This is a genomic window from Oligella ureolytica DSM 18253 (assembly GCF_000373745.1).
Classification (GTDB): Bacteria; Pseudomonadota; Gammaproteobacteria; order Burkholderiales; family Burkholderiaceae_B; genus Oligella; species Oligella ureolytica.
This window is the reverse complement of record NZ_KB892280.1, coordinates 121,747-140,714: the sequence shown is the minus strand read 5'-3', so window position 1 is coordinate 140,714 and position 18,968 is coordinate 121,747. Positions and strand designations below refer to the sequence as shown.

Here is an 18,968-nt window from a genome sequence, read left to right as displayed (position 1 = left end):
TACGTTGCCAAGGAGAATAGGCGTAGCCAAGCGTGCTTCAAGTGTATGGACTGTGATTTTGAGGAAAACGCTGACGTAGTCGGCGCGATCAATGTGTTAAGGGCGGGACACGCCCGGTTAGCTTGTGCAGAGACTTCGCCTGTAGGTAAGGGCGTCGGGCCAAGAACCCACCGAAGCGAGTCAGGCGATGGTCGCCTGAACGCCGTAGGAATCCCCGTTCTTTAGGGCGGGGAGGATGTCAAAATTAGGGTGCTTTTCTATTGTTGGGTAGATGGCAAAACTTCTTATAATTAATTGCTTGAGCAGCTTTTTTGTTATATATTGTTAAAGTTGTTTTTAGTCCAGATGTTGGTCTAACATAATCAATTAAATATTTTAGGCGTCAAAGGATTGGTTACAGCTTCCTCATACTTTAAGTGCGATGATCACGCGCGTTTATCTATCACAGGCGATTGGGTTTTAGTAAATTACCAAGAGCTTAAAAAGATTAAGGATAGTTTAGAGCAAGCGCTCTCGACTACTGAGACCATTGATTTTTCTGAGCTGAATCAGATGGATACTAATGGCGCTCATCTCTTAATCAAAATGGTGGGAGAGAAGCGATTGATGGAGGTTCTTGAGCAGGACACTTCCTTGCCTCCAGCTTTTCGCCACTTATTGTTAGCTGTATTGCAGAGTTTCGATGAGGCCAAACAACAACAAATAGATAAGAAAAAATATAATGCTGTTGCTGTATGGCTCGACCGCATGGGTCGCCGTACCATTGATGCCAAAAATGAGACAGTACGATGGTTGTCTTTTTTTGGCTCGATCATCGAAAATATGCTCCTGACTTTTTTGCAGCCCAATAAATGGCGCTTTACGTCGGTTGTAGCGCATATGGATTCCAGCGGTTTTCAAGCAATACCGATTATCATTCTTTTGAATTTTATGGTTGGCGCGGTGATTGCCTTTTTAGGCGCAACCGTTTTAGAGCAGTTCGGTGCGACTATTTTTACCGTACACTTAGTCGGTTTTGCCTTTATGCGGGAGTTTGGGGTGCTTTTGACCGCTATTCTAATAGCAGGTCGCACAGCCAGTGCCTTTGCTGCACATATTGGCTCTATGCGTCTTAACGAAGAGGTTGACGCACTAAAAGTAAGCGGTGTTGATCCGCTTAATATTTTGGTGTTGCCGCGCGTAACAGCCTTGCTAGTGAGTTTGCCATTACTTACCTTTATTGCAATTGTGGCAGGTATTCTAGGTGGTATGGTTGTATCAGTTTTTATGCTGGGCATTTCTCCAACACTATTTGTTGATGTGCTAATTGATAAGGTAGGGTTGCGTCACTTTCTAGTGGGTATGTCCAAAGCACCTATTTTTGCAGTGATTATAGCGACAACCGGTTGTTTAGAGGGTTTTAAGGTTCAGGGAAGCGCCGAGTCTCTAGGTCAGCGTACGACGGCCAGTGTGGTAAAGTGTATTTTCTTGGTGATTTTAATTGACGCCATGTTAGCGCTTTTCTTCATGGAAATGGGCTGGTAGTGATGGAAAAAATGCGAGATCAAGCTTCTATTAACGTGCCTACGTCTACATCTATGTCGTCGGAGCATGAGGCAGTCATTAGGGTTCGTGGTCTGCGTAATCAATTTGGTTCGCATGTGGTCCATGAAAACTTAGATTTAGATGTTTATAAGGGTGATATTCTCGGTGTGGTAGGAGGCTCCGGGACAGGTAAGTCGGTTCTATTACGTTCTATTGTCGGATTGATTACACCCGCAGCGGGTGAGATTACAATTTTTGGTAAAACCTTATCGGAATTATCAGAGGCAGAGCGCGTTGAAGTAGATCGACAAATGGGTGTTCTATTCCAACAAGGCGCACTATATTCATCACTGACGGTCAAAGAAAACATCGCTTTTCCACTTATTGAGCAATTGGGGATGGCTAGATCTGAGGCAGAGGATTTAGCACTCATGAAGCTCTTTTTAGTCGGACTGGCTGCTGTTGCTGCTGATCGTTACCCCTCAGAGTTATCGGGTGGCATGATTAAGCGCGCGGCATTGGCGCGTTCATTAGCCTTAGATCCAGCCATTTTATTTTTAGATGAACCGACGGCGGGCTTAGATCCCATCGGCGCAGCTAAATTTGATGAGTTAATTAAAACCTTAAGAGATGCATTAGGTTTAACTATTTTTTTAGTGACGCATGATATGGATACCTTATACACAGCATGCGATAAGATTGCCGTATTATCAGAAAAAAAAGTGTTGATATCAGCACCCATTGAAGAAGTAAAAAAAGTAGATAATGAGTGGATTCAAGAGTATTTCAACGGTCCTCGTGGACGCGCTGCGTACACTTCACACTCTGTGACGATATAGTTTTTGAAGGTAAAGTATGGAGCCAAATGCAAGACATGTTTTAATCGGTTTGTTCACCGTTATCATTAGCGTAGGGATTATCGGCGCTGTTGTTATCTTGGGTAAATTTACTACCTCTCAAAACTGGCAATATTACATTGTCCAGTTCAATGAAAGCGTGAGCGGTTTGTCTGGCGGCAGCTCTGTTGAGTATAGCGGTTTGAGAATTGGTGAGGTCGAGCGCCTAGAGCTTCAAGACAACCCAAATATTGTTAATGCCTACATTAAGATTCAAGAGAGCGTAGAGATCCAGTCTGATGTCAAAGCCATGCTGTCACTTGTTGGAATTACCGGTCAATCCGTGATCGCTCTTTCAGGTGGATCAAAAGAGGCTGAGCGCCTCGTCGGTACACGAGATCATAGAGCGATCATTTATGCTACGCCATCACCTTTATCGCAACTTTTTTCGAGTGGTGAGGGTTTAGTTTCCAGCATGAGCGAAAGTCTGGTCGGAGTTAAAAAGCTGCTCAGTGATGAAAATGTTGAACATATCGGTCAAATACTAGCCAATATAGAGGTTGTGACTTCTTCTGTGGCGGCAGAGGGCGATAGTATTCAATCGGTTATTCGTGAAGCTGATCAACTGTTAGCAAATGCCAACGCAGCGGTTAATTTATTTAAAGACTTTAATACCGGTGTTAATAAATTAGTCAATGAGCAGGGTACTAAAGCACTTGATTCGATGGTGATTGCTCTTGAGTCAGTGAAGCATGCTGCTGAAAACATCAAAACATTAGTTGAACGCTCGCAAGGAAAGCTTTCTACCGGTTTAGATGGGTTAGAGCAGGTGGGCCCAGCTCTGAATGAGTTTAGACGTGGTATGAATACATTCAATAACCTATTAAGAGATTTTTCAGAAAGTCCCGGACGCTTTATCTTAGAGGGTGAGCAGTTACAGGAGTACAAGGCATGGTAAGAAAATCATTCACTAAACTATTCGCTGCGAGCTCATTGGCGCTCTTGCTGGGAGCCTGTTCAATTTTACCTAAAGCGCCACAACTGACGGTATATAAGCTCCCCCAATTGGAGGTGCAAAGGCAGCAGGCTGTTACAGTTAATGAAGTCATCAGGGTGGCTATTCCATACACGAGAAACTATTTGGATACCCATCGAATCATTGTCGTCACTCCTGAGCATAGCTTAGCCGTGATGGATGGGATTCGTTGGGAAGATCTAGGCCCTATCGTATTTAGAGATAGTTTAATTCGTGCATTGCGTAGTGCAAATAGGTACCGTGCAGTGATTAATGATGATACGGCGGCAGGTGATTATTCATTACGTAGTGAGCTGCAGGATTTTCAATTAGATTATTCGGTAGAGCCTGCTGAAGTTGTGATAAGCGTGGATGCCAGCTTGAGCAGCCTAAAAACCAAGGACTATCCAATAAGTACAGCCAGCTTTAGCGCGCGAGAGCCACTTGAGGCAGCTTCAGATGAGGCGGTTCTTAATGCTTTTGCCAAAGCTAACCAACAGATTCACCAACAGGTTATCCAGTGGCTGAGTTCGTTGTCGTCATCAAGCAAGAATTAGCACTGAGCAGCTCTAAACCGTAGGCTTCATGAATAAAGCGGTAAGTGAATTGATACTTACCGCTTCAAATTACTGGCAGCTAAATGAGATGAAATAGGAGTCATCCGCCGAGCCGGAACCGGTGGGTGTATGCTGTCGGATATCAGTAGCTTTTAATGGTGCGCAAACTCTATCTGCATTGCTTTGACAAACAGCCCAGTCAGGCGATGTTGAGGCACTGTCTGAGCACTTTAGACCGTAGGAATTATGACTACTTACGTCAATTTTGCTCGCACATGCTGACAATATGACAGGAACGGTGAGTAATAGTAATTTTTTTAATTTCATAAGTTAGAGCCCTAAGTATCTTCTTATCAGAACAATTGGATTTTATCAGGTGTTAGACCGAAATCATAGAGGGACGAACAGGAATGACATAATAAGCGTTTATAATCATGTTATCTATCTCGGAGTAAGCACGTAGCTTAACATCTTGTAGCATATCGTGTTATGAATCCCTGTTAAGATCAATTAATGTATAAACTAATTATTACCTATCTCAACAAAGGAGTTATTTTATGAAAAAAGCATTACTTCTAGGATTGTCAGTCATGATGGTGAGTGGTGTCGCTGTAGCTCAAGAGGAAGGACCAGATCACCGTTCAGCGTGGGCTAAGTCTCAGGATATGTATGTTGAGCCGACTTTACGTATTACCGAAACAGTTATTCCAGTTACACCAGAACAAGCGGCTCAACAAAATCTGTCTACACGCCAAGTAGAAGTTGGTACAGTATCTGGCCAAAGTCGCACAACTGTTATCGGTCCTGACGGTCAAGCCGTTCAGCAGACGACTGCGCCAGCCAGTACTTTACCTGCACCAGCTGCTGAGCCAGCTGCCACAGGTGGTGCCCCGGTACAGGATTTATCTCGTCCTATTCAGTAGTTTAAGCATTGCTTGTGCCATTAGGGCCCATTCTCTTAAAAAGCTTGCCTGTATGCTTACCGGCAAGCTTTTTTTGACTAGGACAAATTTAGCCTTTTTTATTACGAGTTATTTATTTTTGCTAATCTGTTTTACAACACTAATACATTAATTAATGTGGCCGTTTGTGGGTGAAGTAAATTTAAATTCTCAATCCGTTCAACATCCTTTTACACTGTGTCAAAAAATCCTTGATGAGCTGAGTGAAGAGCAGCATATTGCGGCCTCAAGTCCTGCTTTGTCGAGTCTTGTGTTAGCTGGCGCAGGTACAGGTAAAACAAGGACCTTGATAGGTCGTTTAGCCCATTTGCATCAATCAACCAAGCTTCAAAAGAACAGTGTGTTGATGTTGGCTTTTGCACGTAAGGCGGCAGCAGAGATGCGTGAACGTATTGATTTGTTGCTACCGATGGTGGACAAAAGCGCGCATGTCAGCACCTTTCATAGCTTAGGTTTAGAGATTGTTACCGAGGTCAGGGGGGTACGACCAACGCTCAGTGAATTAAGTGAAGGCAAGGCATTAGAGCGTTTTATACGGCATGCTTTTTTTCAATTATGTGCTAAAAATGCCGATTACTTATCGACCTATTTTAAATGGCTTAGCTTCTCAACTAGCACTGAGTTTAATCCTGCTGTTTTCCGTAGCTTGAATGATGAGTACGTAAAAAATCAGGCAGAGTTGGTGTGTGCAAATTTATTGTATGAGTTGAGAGTTGATTATTTATACAGGGCGCATTACGCTAAGCCCCATCGTTGGAAAAAATATAGAGCTTATCAACCAAGTTTTTATTTACCTCAGCACAACATCTATTTAGAGGTTTATGATGCTGCTGAACATGCTCTATCTAAGGAGCAGGTTGAGTATCGTCAAAATGCTTTATCCCTTCACGCTCAGCATAAGACAAGGTGTATTGAGCTATTTTTGGATAGCGATTTAGAAGCCTTTTATCAACGGGGCTATGAGTTGTTTAGCGCTTTTCAGAGCACTAAACGCAATCAATCAACGCGTTTTAGATGTGGGCGCTCGGCTTATCATTATGAGTTGTTTGTAGAGCAGCTTTGCCGCTGGCTACCTTTGTTCAAGCATGAGTTGGTCTGGCCTGACTTGGAGAAGATATTAGGGGCAGAGGGTAAGCTACTTAATCGTTTATTAGAGCCTATTTGGACGCTATATCAGGATGATTTAAATAAATCAAGCAGCATTGATTTTGAGCAAATGATTACGCTGGCGACAAAGTACGTTCTTTCGGGTCAGTTTCAGGTGCCTTGGGATGAGGTGATGATTGACGAGTTCCAGGATATTTCCTTTCAGCGTGCTGCGTTAATTCAAGCGATTCGGCAACAGCGTCCAACTATCCGACTTTTCTGTGTAGGTGACGATTGGCAGGCAATTTATCGCTTTGCAGGTTCGGATTTGCGTTTTACCGTTGAGTTTGAACAGTTCTTTGGTGATGTTAGGCGATATGCTTTAAGCCAAACCTTTAGGTTCGGTGAGGTGCTTAGTGAGGAGTCAAGTCGATTTGTACTAGCTAATAGTCGGCAATCTAGAAAGTCGTTACAGGGATATCAGGGACATAAAAATCCACTCATTTTATGTCCCTTAGAGCAAATTAAATCAAAAAATATCTTAAGCTGTCTATTGGAGGTGATACAACACGACGCACAAGATGGTGCAAGTAGTTGTAATGCAAAACGGCGAGTGTCGGTATTGATTTTGTCGCGTTTTCAGCATTTTCTACTCAGTCCTAGGAAGTTCTCCGCATATGCCCAACGCTATCCTTTCATTGAACTTTTACAAGGCACGGTTCACAGTGTTAAGGGTAATGAGGCAGATTATGTTGTTCTATTAGAGATGAACAGGGGGGAGTTTGGCTTTCCTTCTGAAAAGCAGAGTGATAAGTTAATTGAAAGTTTTTTACCAATGGCTGAGGAGTTTCCTTTTGCGGAAGAGAGGCGTTTATTTTATGTTGCGCTAACAAGAGCAAGAAGGCAGGTCTATTTATGTTATGCCGAATCAACCAAGTCAACTTTTATCGAGGAATTGAAAAACTCTCATACAGTACAGTATTTGAGTCAGTTGATAAAAGAACAGAAGTTAGCCGACAGAGAAAAGAGAAATCTTTGGGGTAGACTAAATATTTTTAAATTTAGGTAAAATATAGGGCGTACCTTGTCTGGTCGCTACCGGATAAGTTCTCTATCATGAAATGGCTCAGCACCTATGCGCTTTATAATTTATTTTTTAGTTTTTTTATACTTTGCAGAAACATACAATAGTTTTTTTATCGGTTTATTCGCCGCTATTGTTGCTTCTTATTTATGGCGCTATATTAAGCGTCGCAATCATCAGGCTAATTCAACAGCCGGTCAGTCTTGGGGCGAAGCCAGTTGGGGCAGAGCACGTCCAAAGGCGAGTGCGTATGATTTTGCTAAGGGTCATATTCGTTCAGCTATCTTTCCAAATGAGGTGTTTACACCTATTTCATTTTATGTGGCCACGTTGTTTTTGTGCTTAGGTCGTATTGCAAAAGCCAAAGGTAGAGTAAAAGAAAAAGATATTGACTTAGCTAATGGGGTCATGGATCAACTTCGTCTGACCGAAGCTTTGCGTATTGAAGCAAGAAAGCGTTTTAATCAAGGTAAAGCGGCTGACTTTTCGCTGCCTGTCTTGGTAGCAGAGTTAAAAAAACAGTTTATTGCTTTTCCGAATTTTCAACGGATGTTCTTTGATATTTGTTTAGGCGCAGCTATCTTGGATGGCCGTATTATTATTTCTGAAAAAGAGATTGTCCGTTCTTTATTTCCGTTAACAGGGGCACGTCCTGAGCTGTTTGAAAGTTTTATTTCTCAATTCGAGCAAGGTTCGAGTCACAGAGCTTATGAACAGAATGGTGGCTCTTCATACAGGAGCCGAGAGCAGTCTTATGGTGCCGGAGGAGGGGGCCAGCAGCATGGTTGGAGCCGAGCGACTAAATCTAAATTAGCTGAATCCTTGGCTACCCTAGGGGTCACAGAGGATATTCAACAAGACGAATTAAAACGAGTGTATCGTAAGCTTATTAACCAATATCATCCCGATAAAATGGCAGGTCAAAATCTTCCTGAGGGGCTAGTCAAGATGGCTAAAGAGAAAACTCAAGAAATTATTAGCGCCTATAATTATATTCTTGAGTATAAGGGCTGGTCACGCTAGTGTTGGCGCTATATTAGTGGTTACTGTAGGCGAGTGACTCTAAAGCGCGCTCAATGAGTTCGTTTGACTCACAGAAAAAAACCAGGGTGTCACCCTCGGCGGCATTGCTCAAAATAGTCTCAATCTCGTCATCTATGTCGGTGTCTTGGAGTAACTCACTGACATGAATAGAAGTCTCTTCGAAACGCTCTTCGGGGAGGATTTCCGGAATTAGTTCGTAGTCGGTGTCTGCCGCAACAAAGCTTAAAAAAACTTGTATGCCTTCAAAGTGACAGAGTAGCTCGATACCAATGTGTGCGCTAGTCTCTCCATCGAAGTATTCAAGGTAGCGATTAAATGAACTTGTTAAGTAGTTTTGCATGCGCTTTTTATTACTCGTTAAGTAGATTGGTAGGTGGCGGTAGGTCTTGTGGCTTAGGAGCAGCAGGACCTTGATAGCTATCTGGGTGTTGGCCGGCACAAGCAGTTAAAAATGCTGCAGCTGCTAAAATAAATAAAAGTTTTTTAATTTTACCCATGTACTATGCTCCGAAATAAAACGCTTCACCAAGCGACACAATCAATTATTGTAGTGTATTTATTTATATATTTCAGTGAAGATCTCTTTTGAAACAATGCGGAAAATTATTCATATTGATATGGATGCGTTTTATGTCTCCGTTGAGTTGCGTGACAGACCTGACTTAACAGGCTTACCTGTCGTAGTCGCTTGGGAAGGAGAGCGTTCGGTGGTTTGTGCAGCTTCTTATGAGGTCAGAGAGTATGGCGTGCATTCCGCTATGTCAGTCGTTAGAGCCAAGAAATTATGTCCGTCAGCGATTTATTTAGCGCCTAATTTTGCAAAATATCGAGAGACATCAGCTCAAATTCATAAGGTATTCAAAAAGTATACGGATTTGATTGAGCCGCTGTCATTAGACGAGGCTTATTTGGATGTGACTGAGAATAAACTAAAGGTGCCAACGGCCACAGAAGTTGCGCAATTAATTCGTCAAGATATTTTAGCAAGCACTGGATTGACTGCGTCGGCCGGTGTCGCACCTAATAAGTTTTTAGCAAAAATTGCTTCGGATTGGAATAAGCCCGATGGTATTAAAGTAGTGTCTCCCCGGAAAATGATGGATTTTTTGCTACCACTGCCGGTACAAAAAATTCCCGGCGTAGGCAGGGTGACACTCTCAAAATTACATCACTTAAACATATTTACTGTTGAAGATTTATCTACCTTTAGTTTAGGTGAGTTAACGCATCATTTTGGCAGTTATGGTTATCGGCTATATCAGTTAGCGCGAGGGGTTGACAAACGGCCGGTTAAACCGAATCGTGAGCCCAAGCAGATATCGGCTGAAAATACGTTTACGCGTGATTTGACGATAAAGGAAATTGCCGATGTTTTACCGGCCCTAGCTGAGAAAGTGGCTTCTTCCGCTCAGCGTAAGGGGCAGTTTGGCCATTGTGTGACGCTGCGCTTGAAAACGGCGGACTTTAGAGTAATGACGCGCTCAATGACACTGTCGAGTGTATTACATGATGCTGATGAGATCTTGCAGCAAGCCGAGGATTTATTAGAACAACTAAGCCCGGATGAGAAATCACAGCTTTATCGTTTGGCAGGCATCGGAATTAGCCAGTTTTTAAGCAAAGAAGCTGTGGATTCTCAATTGAGCTTATTCTAACGCTAGGACATAAGCTTTTCTTTTAATAGCTTAGATACCTCGGACATATCAGCGCGACCGGCCAATTTAGGTTTTATAGCGCCCATGGCTTTGCCCATCGCAGCGCCACCAGTGACGCCATCTGCGCTTAATTGTGCTAGCACTTCTTCAATGAGAGCAGAAACTTCTTCAGCGCTTGCTTGCTCAGGCATAAATTCGGTTAATACATCGATTTCAGCTTGTTCAGCAGCGGCAGTATCGGTGCGGCCGGCACTTTCGTACGCTTGTATAGACTCTTTACGTTGCTTAATTTGCTTGTCAATAATAGCCACGATATCCTCATCGCTAAGCTCAATACGTTCGTCAACTTCACGCTGTTTAATCGCTGCCTGTAATAAACGCAATGTGCCTAAACGAGCTGAGTCACGAGCTCTCATTGCGTCTTTAGTGGCGTTAGAGATTTTATCTTTTAAAGTGTCAGACATTTTGTATCCTAATAATTGAGTTGAGTTTTAGCTTAATGACCTTATTATATATCTGTTACTCTAAAAGAAATTAATCACTACAGGATTGAAATTAAGTCGATGGCAAAATTTATCATTAACAAAAACTACCTGCCAAAAGAACAGATGAATCTTGGGCCGCTTTTTATTGTATTATCTCGCTCAGCAAAAGCAGATGATGTAGAGGGTGCTGACGAGGTTATCAAGGTATTAGCAGCACGATTTCCTCAGGCTGTTTTAATGAATGTTAGTTTGACAGAAATGCCGGCGCTGACTGAGGATTTATCAGAGGTAGAGCAGCAGGCATGGCTTGATGCCGTTCAACCTGCTTGGATGGAGTTTATTCAGGAACAACAAAAAGAGTGGTTAATCGAATCGGCAGCTACTGCCCTTGTTGGTGTAGGGGCTGTGGGTTCTTTGGTCTTGGAGTTGGCTAAGCAAAGCACGCCTTTAGCCGGGCGTTTAATTGCATTTGGTAGTCGCTTTGTTAGTCTGCCGCAAGAGCCTATTTCTTTGGACCAGACGTTACATCTTTTCCATGCAGCAAGCGATGCAGAGGTGGATGCCAAGCATAGTCATATCGCTCAGATGGCGATTAGTAATTTAGAGGGTGATTGTACGATTGATTTGATTCAAGGCTTGGATGACTCTTTAGACCCTAGCTTAATTACTCAAATGCGTGTGCGTTTGGAAACTTGCATTCCTTTGCGGATCTTAAAAGAAGTGCATGCGGCTAGTGATAAGTAGAAAAGGGGGCTTATTGCCCCCTTGCTTGATGTTGTTAATTAGTAGCTGCTTCAGCTTCTATTTCTTCGGTAGTCAAGGGACGTTGCCCCAACTTATTGGCAATGGCAGCACACACCATCAGCTGCAGTTGATGGAAAATCATTAGGGGTAAGATGATTGAACCAATGGGCATGCCGGCGAAAATGACCTGAGCCATCGGTAATCCACTGGCCAGACTCTTTTTAGAACCACAAAACAAAATGGTAATACGATCGGCCAGATTAAAACCCATGGCTTTAGCGATAAAGTGACTTACTCCTAATGCAATTGCTAAGATTAAGACACTAACAAAAAATACAGCAATTAATGCGGATAATGGAGTTTCACGCCATAAGCCTTCATTTACGGCGTGCGAAAAAGCCGCATAGACAACCAATAAAATAGAGCCTTGATCCACCATTTTAACGAGTAATTTATTGCGTAATAAAAAGCCACCTAAATAAGGTCGCAATAAGTGACCAATGATAAATGGCACAAATAGCTGAACAATGATCTTCAGTACAGACATCAAGTTAATACTCGGCACCTGATCGCTAAAGTCGGTCAGGACGATCGCAACTAGTAGGGGGGTGACGAAAATTCCAATCATACTTGATGCTGAGGCATTGCAAATGGCCGCCGCTAAGTTACCTCTAGCCATCGAGGTAAAGGCAATGGCAGATTGTACTGTCCCCGGAAGCATGCAAAGGTATAAAAAACCCAAGTATAGGGTGGGAGTCATCATCGGCTCGAGTACAGGACGGAGCGCGATACCAATGAACGGAAAGACGATAAAGGTAATACTGAAGATAACAAGGTGAATTTTCCAGTGGGTCAAACCTTGGAAAATAGCTTGTCTGGAAAGTCGGGCGCCGTGCAAGAAAAACAATAATGCAATGGCTATTTTGCTGGCCCAATCAATCGCTACTTCTCCCCGACCGTGCGCCGGTAGGAGAGTAGCAATAATCACAACTAGTGTTAATAAAACAGTAAATTGATCAGGGATTAATCGTTTGTAATTAAATTGCATTTATTTTTACTTATATGTAAATTAATCTACAGGCGACCCTTAGCCTTATAGGTGGATTAGCGTCTAGCTTTAGTCACTATAATACATCAGAAGCATAATCAGCAAGACGCGAACGTTCACCTTTTTGGAGTGTGACATGCCCTGAGTGAGGCCAGCTTTTAAATCGGTCAACGACATAGGTTAGACCGGAGCTACCTTCGGTTAGATAGGGCGTGTCAATTTGTGCAATATTACCTAAGCAAATAATTTTTGTGCCCGGTCCGGCACGCGTAATGAGTGTTTTCATTTGTTTAGGAGTTAGGTTTTGTGCTTCATCAATGATGACGAATTTATTTAAGAAAGTACGACCTCGCATAAAGTTTAAAGAGCGCACTTTAATGTGCGAGTTAATCAGCTCTTTGCTGGCACTGCGTCCCCATTCTTGTAGGTTTTCGCTGTTATTGCCTGAGTGTAAAAACTCTAAATTGTCTTCAAGTGCGCCCATCCAAGGTTGCATTTTTTCTTCTTCAGTGCCGGGTAAGAAACCGATGTCTTCACCAACTGAGACGGTGACGCGGGTCATAATGATTTCAGTGTAGCGTTTGGTTTCCAGTACCTGAGTTAATCCGGCAGCCAAGGCTAATAAGGTTTTACCGGTACCGGCTTGGCCTAATAGAGAAACGAAATCTACTTCGGGGCTCATTAATAAATTGAGTGCAAAGTTCTGCTCTCTATTACGAGCGGTGACGCCCCAAACGTTATTCTTTTTGTGTGTGTAATCACGTACTGTAGCGAGGACGGCAGTTTTGCCGGTAATTTCTTTAACTTGCGCATATAGCGGCGTATCACCCTCTAGATACACAAATTGATTAACTAGAAAGTCCGCACATAGCGGCCCTTTTACCTTGTAATAGGTCGTACCACCCTGAATCCATGACTCGACATCCTTGCCATGACGAAGCCAGAAGTCATCAGGTAACTGCATGACACCATCATAAACTAAGTCGGAATCCTCTAGTGAGTGATCGTTTAAATAGTCTTCAGAGGCTAGGCCTAGCGCTTTGGCCTTTAAGCGCATATTGATGTCTTTGGAAACTAAAATAACCTCTCGAGTTTTTTCTGTTTTCTTTAGACTCTGAACAACATTTAAGATGATGTTATCGGGCTTATCTGCTTCTAGGTGTTGTTGATTTAATTGTTCAAATCGTTGGGTCTCAAAAAATAACTGACCGGTGGCTTCTTTGTTGCCAAGAATGTTGAGCGGAATTCCTTGAGTCAGGTCCTCGTGATCGCTGACAAGTGAGTCGAGTGTACGACTTACTTGGCGCGCGTTGCGAGCTACCTCTGTGAGGCCTTTTTTGTTGTGATCGAGTTCTTCTAAGGCCATCATTGGCAAGAAGATATCGTGCTCTTGGAAGCGAAATAAGCAGGTCGGATCATGAAGCATCACATTGGTATCTAAAATAAATAGTTTATGTGCTTCAGTGGTCGATGCTGATTTGGCGGGAGCGATTTGTTTGGTGGCGGCCGTTTTAACTGCCTTTCTTGCGGCTATTTTGCGCGGTGCTGCGGCGACCTGTTTGGTCGCCGTTTTTTTAGAGGAGGTCTTTTCTTTTGGTGGCTCAACCTGAGTTTCTACCGTAGCTGTTGCTGTTTTGACTGCGCTAACAGCTTGAGGGGTGACTGCTTCTATTGTTTGAATAGTCGTGTCAGTAGAGGTGACTTCTTGCGCTGTCTTGGTCGCGCTTTTTGTGACACGGCGAACCTTTGGCGTCGGTATGTCAGTCATGTCAAGACGAGTTGCAGGCTTAAGAGGAGGTTTAGGAAGAGCCATAATTTAATGCACCAAAAATTTAAAAAGAAAGAGGGACGAGCCGAACTAAGTCTTACTGCGACTCTTTTAGTGTCTTAAGTACTTCATCGGCGTGTCCGGCGACTTTGACTTTGCGCCATTCAGCAATTAACACGCCTTTTGGATTGATCAAAAAGGTACTGCGCTCGATACCGCGGCCTATTTTGCCAAACATGTTTTTTTCTTTAATGACATCAAACTGATTACAAAGAGATTCTTCCGTATCGGCAATCAGTTCAAATGGCAGTTCGTATTTGTCGATAAAGTTTTGATGTGATTTTAATGAATCACGAGAGACACCGACAATCTCAGCGTTTAGTGATTTAAAGGCGTCGTATTGATCGCGGAAGTCTTTTGATTCATTGGTGCAACCAGGGGTGTTGTCTTTGGGGTAAAAGTAAAGTACCAAGTACTTACCACTAAAGTCACTTAAAGAGATTGGGCCGTCATTGGTTTCGGCGGTGAAATCATTGACCTTTTTATTTAATTCGACTGTACTCATTTTTTAGCTCCAATTCGTATTACATTATTTGATTCAGACTGGTTATTCAGATCCATCTACTAGTAGAGCTGCCACTACCTGACGGTTCTCGTTCATTAGGACATTATAGGTGCGTGCAGCCGCTTGGGTGTCCATACATTCGATGCCGATGCGGTTAGCCAATAAGGGATGTAGTATGGATGGAGGGATAAATTGTTGTTTTTTTCCGGTACCGATAATCACCAATTCCGGCTTGTTTTCATAAGAAGGGCCACTATGATCGCCATCTAAAAAGGCGATAGGATCGACTTCTCTTTCAATTAAGCCGGCAGCTTGGATAAGTGACTCCAAGGTGATGTCTTCGATGCTTTTAACATCCCACGTACTAACCGGTCCTTCGGGGCGAAAGAAAATGGCTTGGTGATACTTTGTTTCATTAATTTCTATATAGTCATCGCCATAGCCAGTGACTGTATTAGCAGTGTTTGATGATTGTAACTGAAGTTCCACTATATCTCCTTTTCTAGCAATCTTAGAATTCAATTGTGACACGTTAATGAATAGAAGTTGTGCATACCACATCTTTCACATGGAAAATTTGCTATTTTCTCTAAATTAATTGCTCGATAACCCTAGATAGGATAGATTGAATAGTTTGTCAATATATTTTATTTATTAGTGGTGGGACTATGAGATCTTTTCCGCGCATAGAGCGTTTACCTCCTTATGTGTTTAATATTACTGGTGAGCTTAAGATGGCTGCGCGAGCGCGTGGCGAAGATATTATTGATCTTTCCATGGGTAATCCCGATGGTCCAACGCCCCAACACATTGTCGATAAGTTGATTGAGTCTGCTCAAAAGCCACATACACATGGCTATTCAGTTTCTAAGGGTATTTTCCGTTTGCGTAAATCAATTGTTGATTGGTATGAGCGCCGTTATGATGTGCAGTTAGATCCTGAAACCGAAGCGATTGTGACTATCGGCTCTAAAGAAGGCCTTGCGCACTTGATGCTTGCTACTTTGGCTGAGGGCGATACCGTTTTAGTGCCTAATCCCAGTTACCCCATTCATATTTATGGTGCGGTGATTGCCGGCGCTAATGTGCGTTCGGTGCCGATGATTCCGGGCGGCGACTTTTTAGCTGAAATTGAAAAGGCGGTTAGTGAGTGTATTCCTAAGCCAAAGATGTTGATCATTGGTTTCCCGAGTAATCCCACTGCCCAGTGTGTTGATTTAGCGTTTTTTGAGCGTATTGTTGCCTTGGCAAAAACACACAATATGATTGTCGTACACGACTTAGCATACGCTGATATGAACTTTGATGGCTATGTCGCTCCTTCGATTATGCAAGTGCCTGGTGCTAAAGAGGTCGCTGTTGAGTTTTTTACGCTCAGTAAAAGCTATAATATGGCCGGTTGGCGAGTAGGTTTTATGGTAGGTAATGAAGAAGTGGTTAGCGCCTTAGCTCGGATTAAGAGTTATCACGACTATGGCATGTTTACGCCCATTCAAGTTGCCGCCATTGCAGCTTTAGATGGACCTCAAGATAGTGTTGCTGAGCAGGTAGCTATTTATCAAAAACGTCGCGATGTGCTAGCCAAGGGCTTACATGATATCGGCTGGATGGTCGATATACCTAAGGCGTCTATGTATATCTGGGCTAAAATTCCTGAGTTCTACAGTGAGTTAGGTTCACTTGAGTTTTCTAAAAAGGTGTTAGCCGACGCTAAAGTGGCTATTTCTCCCGGCATTGGTTTTGGAGAGTATGGTGATGATTACGTGCGTTTTGCTCTGATTGAAAATGAGCAACGTATTCGCCAAGCGGTCAGAGGATTTAAAGAGATGTTTAAAAAGGATGGTGCATTCAGTGAGTGATTTAAAACCGGTTAAGGTGGGTTTACTTGGCTTTGGAGTAGTTGGTAGTGGTGCTTGGGCAGTACTCAATCGCAATGCAGATGAGATTGCTCGTCGTGCCGGTTGTCGTATTGAGATTGTTCGTATTGCTACGCGTAATCCATCAAAAATTACCAATGTACCGGGGCATGTTCGCGTTGACGATGATCTAATGGCCTTAGTGCAAGATCCTGACATTGATATTGTGGTTGAGTTGATTGGCGGCTCAACTTTAGCTAGAGAGCTCATTCTTGCTGCGATTGCAGAGGGGAAGCACGTTGTTACGGCTAACAAAGCGTTGTTGGCTTTGCATGGCAATGAGATTTTTGCTGAAGCGAGTGCCAAAGGCGTGATGGTTGCTTTTGAGGCCGCAGTGGCTGGCGGTATTCCTATTATCAAGTCAATTCGAGAGGGCCTAACGGCCAATCGCATTCAATGGCTTGCGGGGATTATTAACGGCACAACTAACTTTATCCTTTCTGAGATGCGTCGCCGTAATTTGGATTTTGCGACCGCGCTGCAGGAGGCTCAAGATTTAGGTTATGCTGAAGCCGATCCTACCTTTGATATTGAGGGGATTGATGCTGCGCATAAATTAGCACTGTTAGCTTCAATTGCGTTTGGTATTAAAATTCAATTTGATAAGGTGTATGTTGAGGGTATCAGTCACTTAGCACAAGAGGACTTTATCCATGCACAGCATCTTGGCTACCGTATTAAGTTATTGGCGATTGCCAGGCATCGTAAAGAGGGAATTGAGTTACGAGTTCATCCGACCTTGGTCAAGGGGAATGAGCTCTTAGCCAATGTCGAAGGCTCGATGAATGCTGTTCTAGTGCGCGGTGATGCCGTTGGTGAAACGCTTTATTACGGACCGGGCGCGGGCTCAGAACCGACTGCTTCCGCTGTGATTGCTGACTTGGTTGACGTGACACGTATGCATCATACGGACCCTGAAAATCGAGTGCCTCATTTGGCTTTCCAGCCAGATGCGCTCGCTGACTATTCGATTTTACCGATTGAGGATACTGAAACTTCTTATTATCTGCGTTTATTGGTAGATGACCAATCCGGCGTCATGGCAGAAATTACTCGTGTGCTGGCTGAAGATGATATTTCTATCGATTCAATGGTTCAAGAGCAAGAAAGCGATGGCAAGGCGACCATCATCTTCTTAACCCATAAGAGCCGAGAAGGCGATATCGAAAAGGCCATTGGCCAGATTGAACAGATGCCGTTTGTGCATTCTAAAGTGACTCGCATCCGTTTGGAGCAATTAGAGAAATGAAATATGTTTCGACCCGTGGCGGCTTGAGCCCGACTGAATTTAGTGACATCCTGTTAGAGGGATTAGCGCCTGATGGCGGCTTGTGCGTACCGTCTATCCTGCCGCGTATTGATACGGCGACATTAGAGGTTTGGCGTCGCTTAAACTACGCCGAATTAGCGACAGAGATATTAAGTCTGTTTATTACGGATATACCTAAAAGCGTTATCCGTGAGCTCTGTGCCAAAAGCTATCATAGCGGTAACTTTAACAATAAAGACATTGTCCCCCTCAAAAAGATTGACGACAAAATCACCTTAGTCGGTCTCTCAGAAGGGCCGACCCTGGCGTTCAAAGATATGGCCATGCAATTCTTGGGTAATATCTTTGAATATGTATTGACTGAGCGTGATGCTACCTTAAATATTTTAGGTGCCACCTCTGGCGATACAGGTTCTGCAGCTGAATATGCGCTACGAGGCAAAAAGGGTGTGCAGGTCTTTATGTTATCGCCACATGGCCGCATGAGTGAGTTCCAACGTGCGCAGATGTTTTCACTTAGCGATGAAAATATTTATAACATTACGGTCAAGGGTGTTTTTGATGACTGTCAGGATATTGTTAAGGCCCTGTCTAATGATCTTGAGTTCAAAGAAAAGTATCATTTAGGTGCGGTTAACTCAATTAACTTTGGTCGTATTGCTGCGCAGGTCGTTTATTATTTCTGGGCTTGGCTGAGAGCGACAGAAGACGGTGCACAGAGAATTTCTATCACTGTACCTTCGGGTAACTTCGGTAATATTCTTGCCGGACATATCGCACGTCAAATGGGCTTACCTATTAAGCGCTTAGTACTTGCAACCAATGAAAATAACGTGTTGGAGGAGTTTTTCCGTACAGGAATTTATCGTCCTCGCGGTTCAGAGCAAACATACAAAACCTCGAGCCCTTCAATGGATATTTCTAAAGCGTCAAACTTTGAGCGCTTTGTTTACGATTTAATGCATCAAGATGGTACAAAGGTTAAGGCGCTTTGGGATCAATTAGCGGACCAGGGTTATTTTGACCTCTCGGATGAAAAGCATCGCTTTGAGGCGGAGTTCGGCTTTTTATCAGGTGCCAGTAGCCATCAAGATCGTTTAGATACGATTAAGTCTGTTTACGAAGAAAGTGGTTTAATTATCGATCCTCATACGGCGGATGGTGTTAAAGTAGCGCGTGAGAACCTTCACGATGGCGTACCGATGTTGGTATTAGAAACTGCTTTACCATTGAAGTTTGCCGATACCATTCAAGAAGCGATAGGTGTTAAGATGGAACTACCGGAGCACTTGGCAGGCCTGATGGATTTACCACAGTATGTGGAGGTCATGGACAATGATGTAGAGCAGGTGAGAGCCTATCTGCAGAAAAACATTCAGCGATAGTTTTTTAGCTTAGCGTTGATACTT

20 protein-coding genes and 1 pseudogene are annotated in these 18,968 nt (G+C 43.3%); 13 read left to right on the top strand and 8 right to left on the bottom strand.

Translation table 11 applies throughout. From position 1 onward, the window contains the following. From B092_RS13450 to B092_RS0101330, 5 genes and pseudogenes are all read left to right on the top strand, one after another. A pseudogene (locus B092_RS13450) lies at nucleotides 1–225 on the top strand (zinc ribbon domain-containing protein); the annotation flags it as partial. A 165-nt stretch (nucleotides 226–390) separates the two neighbouring features. Then, the gene (locus B092_RS0101345; RefSeq protein ID WP_018573447.1) at nucleotides 391–1,524 is read left to right on the top strand and encodes an MlaE family ABC transporter permease; all 1,134 of its coding nucleotides are present in this window, start codon (nucleotides 391–393) and stop codon (nucleotides 1,522–1,524) included. An 11-nt stretch (nucleotides 1,525–1,535) separates the two neighbouring features. Beyond that, the gene (locus tag B092_RS0101340; RefSeq protein ID WP_408637654.1) at nucleotides 1,536–2,363 is read left to right on the top strand and encodes an ABC transporter ATP-binding protein; all 828 of its coding nucleotides are present in this window, start codon (nucleotides 1,536–1,538) and stop codon (nucleotides 2,361–2,363) included. A gap of 16 nt (nucleotides 2,364–2,379) precedes the next feature. Continuing rightward, nucleotides 2,380–3,318: an MlaD family protein gene (locus B092_RS0101335; RefSeq protein ID WP_018573445.1), complete on the top strand. Its 939-nt coding sequence runs from the start codon at nucleotides 2,380–2,382 to the stop codon at nucleotides 3,316–3,318. Beyond that, nucleotides 3,312–3,932, top strand: coding sequence for an ABC-type transport auxiliary lipoprotein family protein (locus B092_RS0101330; RefSeq protein ID WP_018573444.1), 621 nt, complete (start codon nucleotides 3,312–3,314; stop codon nucleotides 3,930–3,932). The genes B092_RS0101335 and B092_RS0101330 overlap by 7 nt, the downstream gene beginning before the upstream one ends. Before the next feature lie 69 nt (nucleotides 3,933–4,001). Here the strand turns inward: B092_RS0101330 and B092_RS15310 are convergent, their stop codons facing one another. Continuing rightward, complete coding sequence (locus tag B092_RS15310) at nucleotides 4,002–4,259, bottom strand: hypothetical protein (RefSeq protein ID WP_147277854.1); 258 nt, start codon at nucleotides 4,257–4,259, stop codon at nucleotides 4,002–4,004. 230 nt (nucleotides 4,260–4,489) lie between these two features. On the opposite strand from B092_RS15310, the gene B092_RS0101325 reads away from it, so the two are divergent. The 3 genes from B092_RS0101325 (at nucleotide 4,490) to djlA (ending at nucleotide 8,087) form a co-directional block, all read left to right on the top strand. Then, the gene (locus B092_RS0101325) at nucleotides 4,490–4,855 is read left to right on the top strand and encodes a hypothetical protein (RefSeq protein ID WP_018573443.1); all 366 of its coding nucleotides are present in this window, start codon (nucleotides 4,490–4,492) and stop codon (nucleotides 4,853–4,855) included. A gap of 166 nt (nucleotides 4,856–5,021) precedes the next feature. Continuing rightward, nucleotides 5,022–7,049 (top strand): UvrD-helicase domain-containing protein, encoded by a 2,028-nt coding sequence (locus B092_RS0101320; protein ID WP_232244165.1) that lies wholly within the window; start codon nucleotides 5,022–5,024, stop codon nucleotides 7,047–7,049. Between the two features lie 66 nt (nucleotides 7,050–7,115). After that, nucleotides 7,116–8,087: a co-chaperone DjlA gene (gene djlA, locus B092_RS0101315; protein ID WP_018573441.1), complete on the top strand. Its 972-nt coding sequence runs from the start codon at nucleotides 7,116–7,118 to the stop codon at nucleotides 8,085–8,087. Between the two features lie 13 nt (nucleotides 8,088–8,100). On the opposite strand, the gene B092_RS0101310 is transcribed toward djlA, so the two are convergent. Both B092_RS0101310 and B092_RS15575 read right to left on the bottom strand, forming a co-directional pair. Then, nucleotides 8,101–8,448, bottom strand: a complete 348-nt coding sequence (locus B092_RS0101310; RefSeq protein WP_018573440.1) for a hypothetical protein — start codon at nucleotides 8,446–8,448, stop codon at nucleotides 8,101–8,103. A 10-nt stretch (nucleotides 8,449–8,458) separates the two neighbouring features. After that, complete coding sequence (locus B092_RS15575; protein ID WP_018573439.1) at nucleotides 8,459–8,605, bottom strand: hypothetical protein; 147 nt, start codon at nucleotides 8,603–8,605, stop codon at nucleotides 8,459–8,461. Between the two features lie 96 nt (nucleotides 8,606–8,701). On the opposite strand from B092_RS15575, the gene dinB reads away from it, so the two are divergent. Further along, nucleotides 8,702–9,763 (top strand): DNA polymerase IV, encoded by a 1,062-nt coding sequence (gene dinB / locus B092_RS0101300; protein ID WP_026253519.1) that lies wholly within the window; start codon nucleotides 8,702–8,704, stop codon nucleotides 9,761–9,763. 2 nt (nucleotides 9,764–9,765) lie between these two features. Here the strand turns inward: dinB and B092_RS0101295 are convergent, their stop codons facing one another. Continuing rightward, a complete protein-coding gene (locus B092_RS0101295; protein ID WP_018573437.1) occupies nucleotides 9,766–10,227 on the bottom strand; it encodes a GatB/YqeY domain-containing protein in 462 nt (153 codons plus the stop codon). A gap of 99 nt (nucleotides 10,228–10,326) precedes the next feature. On the opposite strand from B092_RS0101295, the gene B092_RS0101290 reads away from it, so the two are divergent. Further along, nucleotides 10,327–10,992 (top strand): alpha/beta hydrolase family protein, encoded by a 666-nt coding sequence (locus B092_RS0101290; protein WP_018573436.1) that lies wholly within the window; start codon nucleotides 10,327–10,329, stop codon nucleotides 10,990–10,992. A 34-nt stretch (nucleotides 10,993–11,026) separates the two neighbouring features. Here B092_RS0101290 and B092_RS0101285 read toward each other — a convergent pair whose 3' ends face one another. The 4 genes from B092_RS0101285 to B092_RS0101270 all read right to left on the bottom strand — a co-directional run bounded on the left by B092_RS0101285 (nucleotide 11,027) and on the right by B092_RS0101270 (nucleotide 14,862). Next, complete coding sequence (locus B092_RS0101285; protein ID WP_018573435.1) at nucleotides 11,027–12,040, bottom strand: bile acid:sodium symporter family protein; 1,014 nt, start codon at nucleotides 12,038–12,040, stop codon at nucleotides 11,027–11,029. A 76-nt stretch (nucleotides 12,041–12,116) separates the two neighbouring features. Next, nucleotides 12,117–13,853 (bottom strand): PhoH family protein, encoded by a 1,737-nt coding sequence (locus tag B092_RS0101280; RefSeq protein ID WP_018573434.1) that lies wholly within the window; start codon nucleotides 13,851–13,853, stop codon nucleotides 12,117–12,119. Between the two features lie 52 nt (nucleotides 13,854–13,905). Continuing rightward, nucleotides 13,906–14,373 (bottom strand): peroxiredoxin, encoded by a 468-nt coding sequence (locus B092_RS0101275; RefSeq protein ID WP_018573433.1) that lies wholly within the window; start codon nucleotides 14,371–14,373, stop codon nucleotides 13,906–13,908. A 42-nt stretch (nucleotides 14,374–14,415) separates the two neighbouring features. Continuing rightward, nucleotides 14,416–14,862: an Mth938-like domain-containing protein gene (locus B092_RS0101270; protein WP_018573432.1), complete on the bottom strand. Its 447-nt coding sequence runs from the start codon at nucleotides 14,860–14,862 to the stop codon at nucleotides 14,416–14,418. Between the two features lie 179 nt (nucleotides 14,863–15,041). Between B092_RS0101270 and alaC the strand changes: the two genes are divergently transcribed. Genes alaC through thrC form a run of 3 tightly spaced genes read left to right on the top strand, consistent with a single transcriptional unit; the run spans nucleotide 15,042 to nucleotide 18,944 of the window. Continuing rightward, nucleotides 15,042–16,232 (top strand): alanine transaminase, encoded by a 1,191-nt coding sequence (alaC, locus tag B092_RS0101265; RefSeq protein WP_018573431.1) that lies wholly within the window; start codon nucleotides 15,042–15,044, stop codon nucleotides 16,230–16,232. Continuing rightward, nucleotides 16,213–17,538 (top strand): homoserine dehydrogenase, encoded by a 1,326-nt coding sequence (locus B092_RS0101260; RefSeq protein ID WP_018573430.1) that lies wholly within the window; start codon nucleotides 16,213–16,215, stop codon nucleotides 17,536–17,538. The genes alaC and B092_RS0101260 overlap by 20 nt, the downstream gene beginning before the upstream one ends. Continuing rightward, the gene (thrC, locus tag B092_RS0101255; RefSeq protein ID WP_018573429.1) at nucleotides 17,535–18,944 is read left to right on the top strand and encodes a threonine synthase; all 1,410 of its coding nucleotides are present in this window, start codon (nucleotides 17,535–17,537) and stop codon (nucleotides 18,942–18,944) included. The genes B092_RS0101260 and thrC overlap by 4 nt, the downstream gene beginning before the upstream one ends. Nucleotides 18,945–18,968 lie beyond the last annotated feature (24 nt).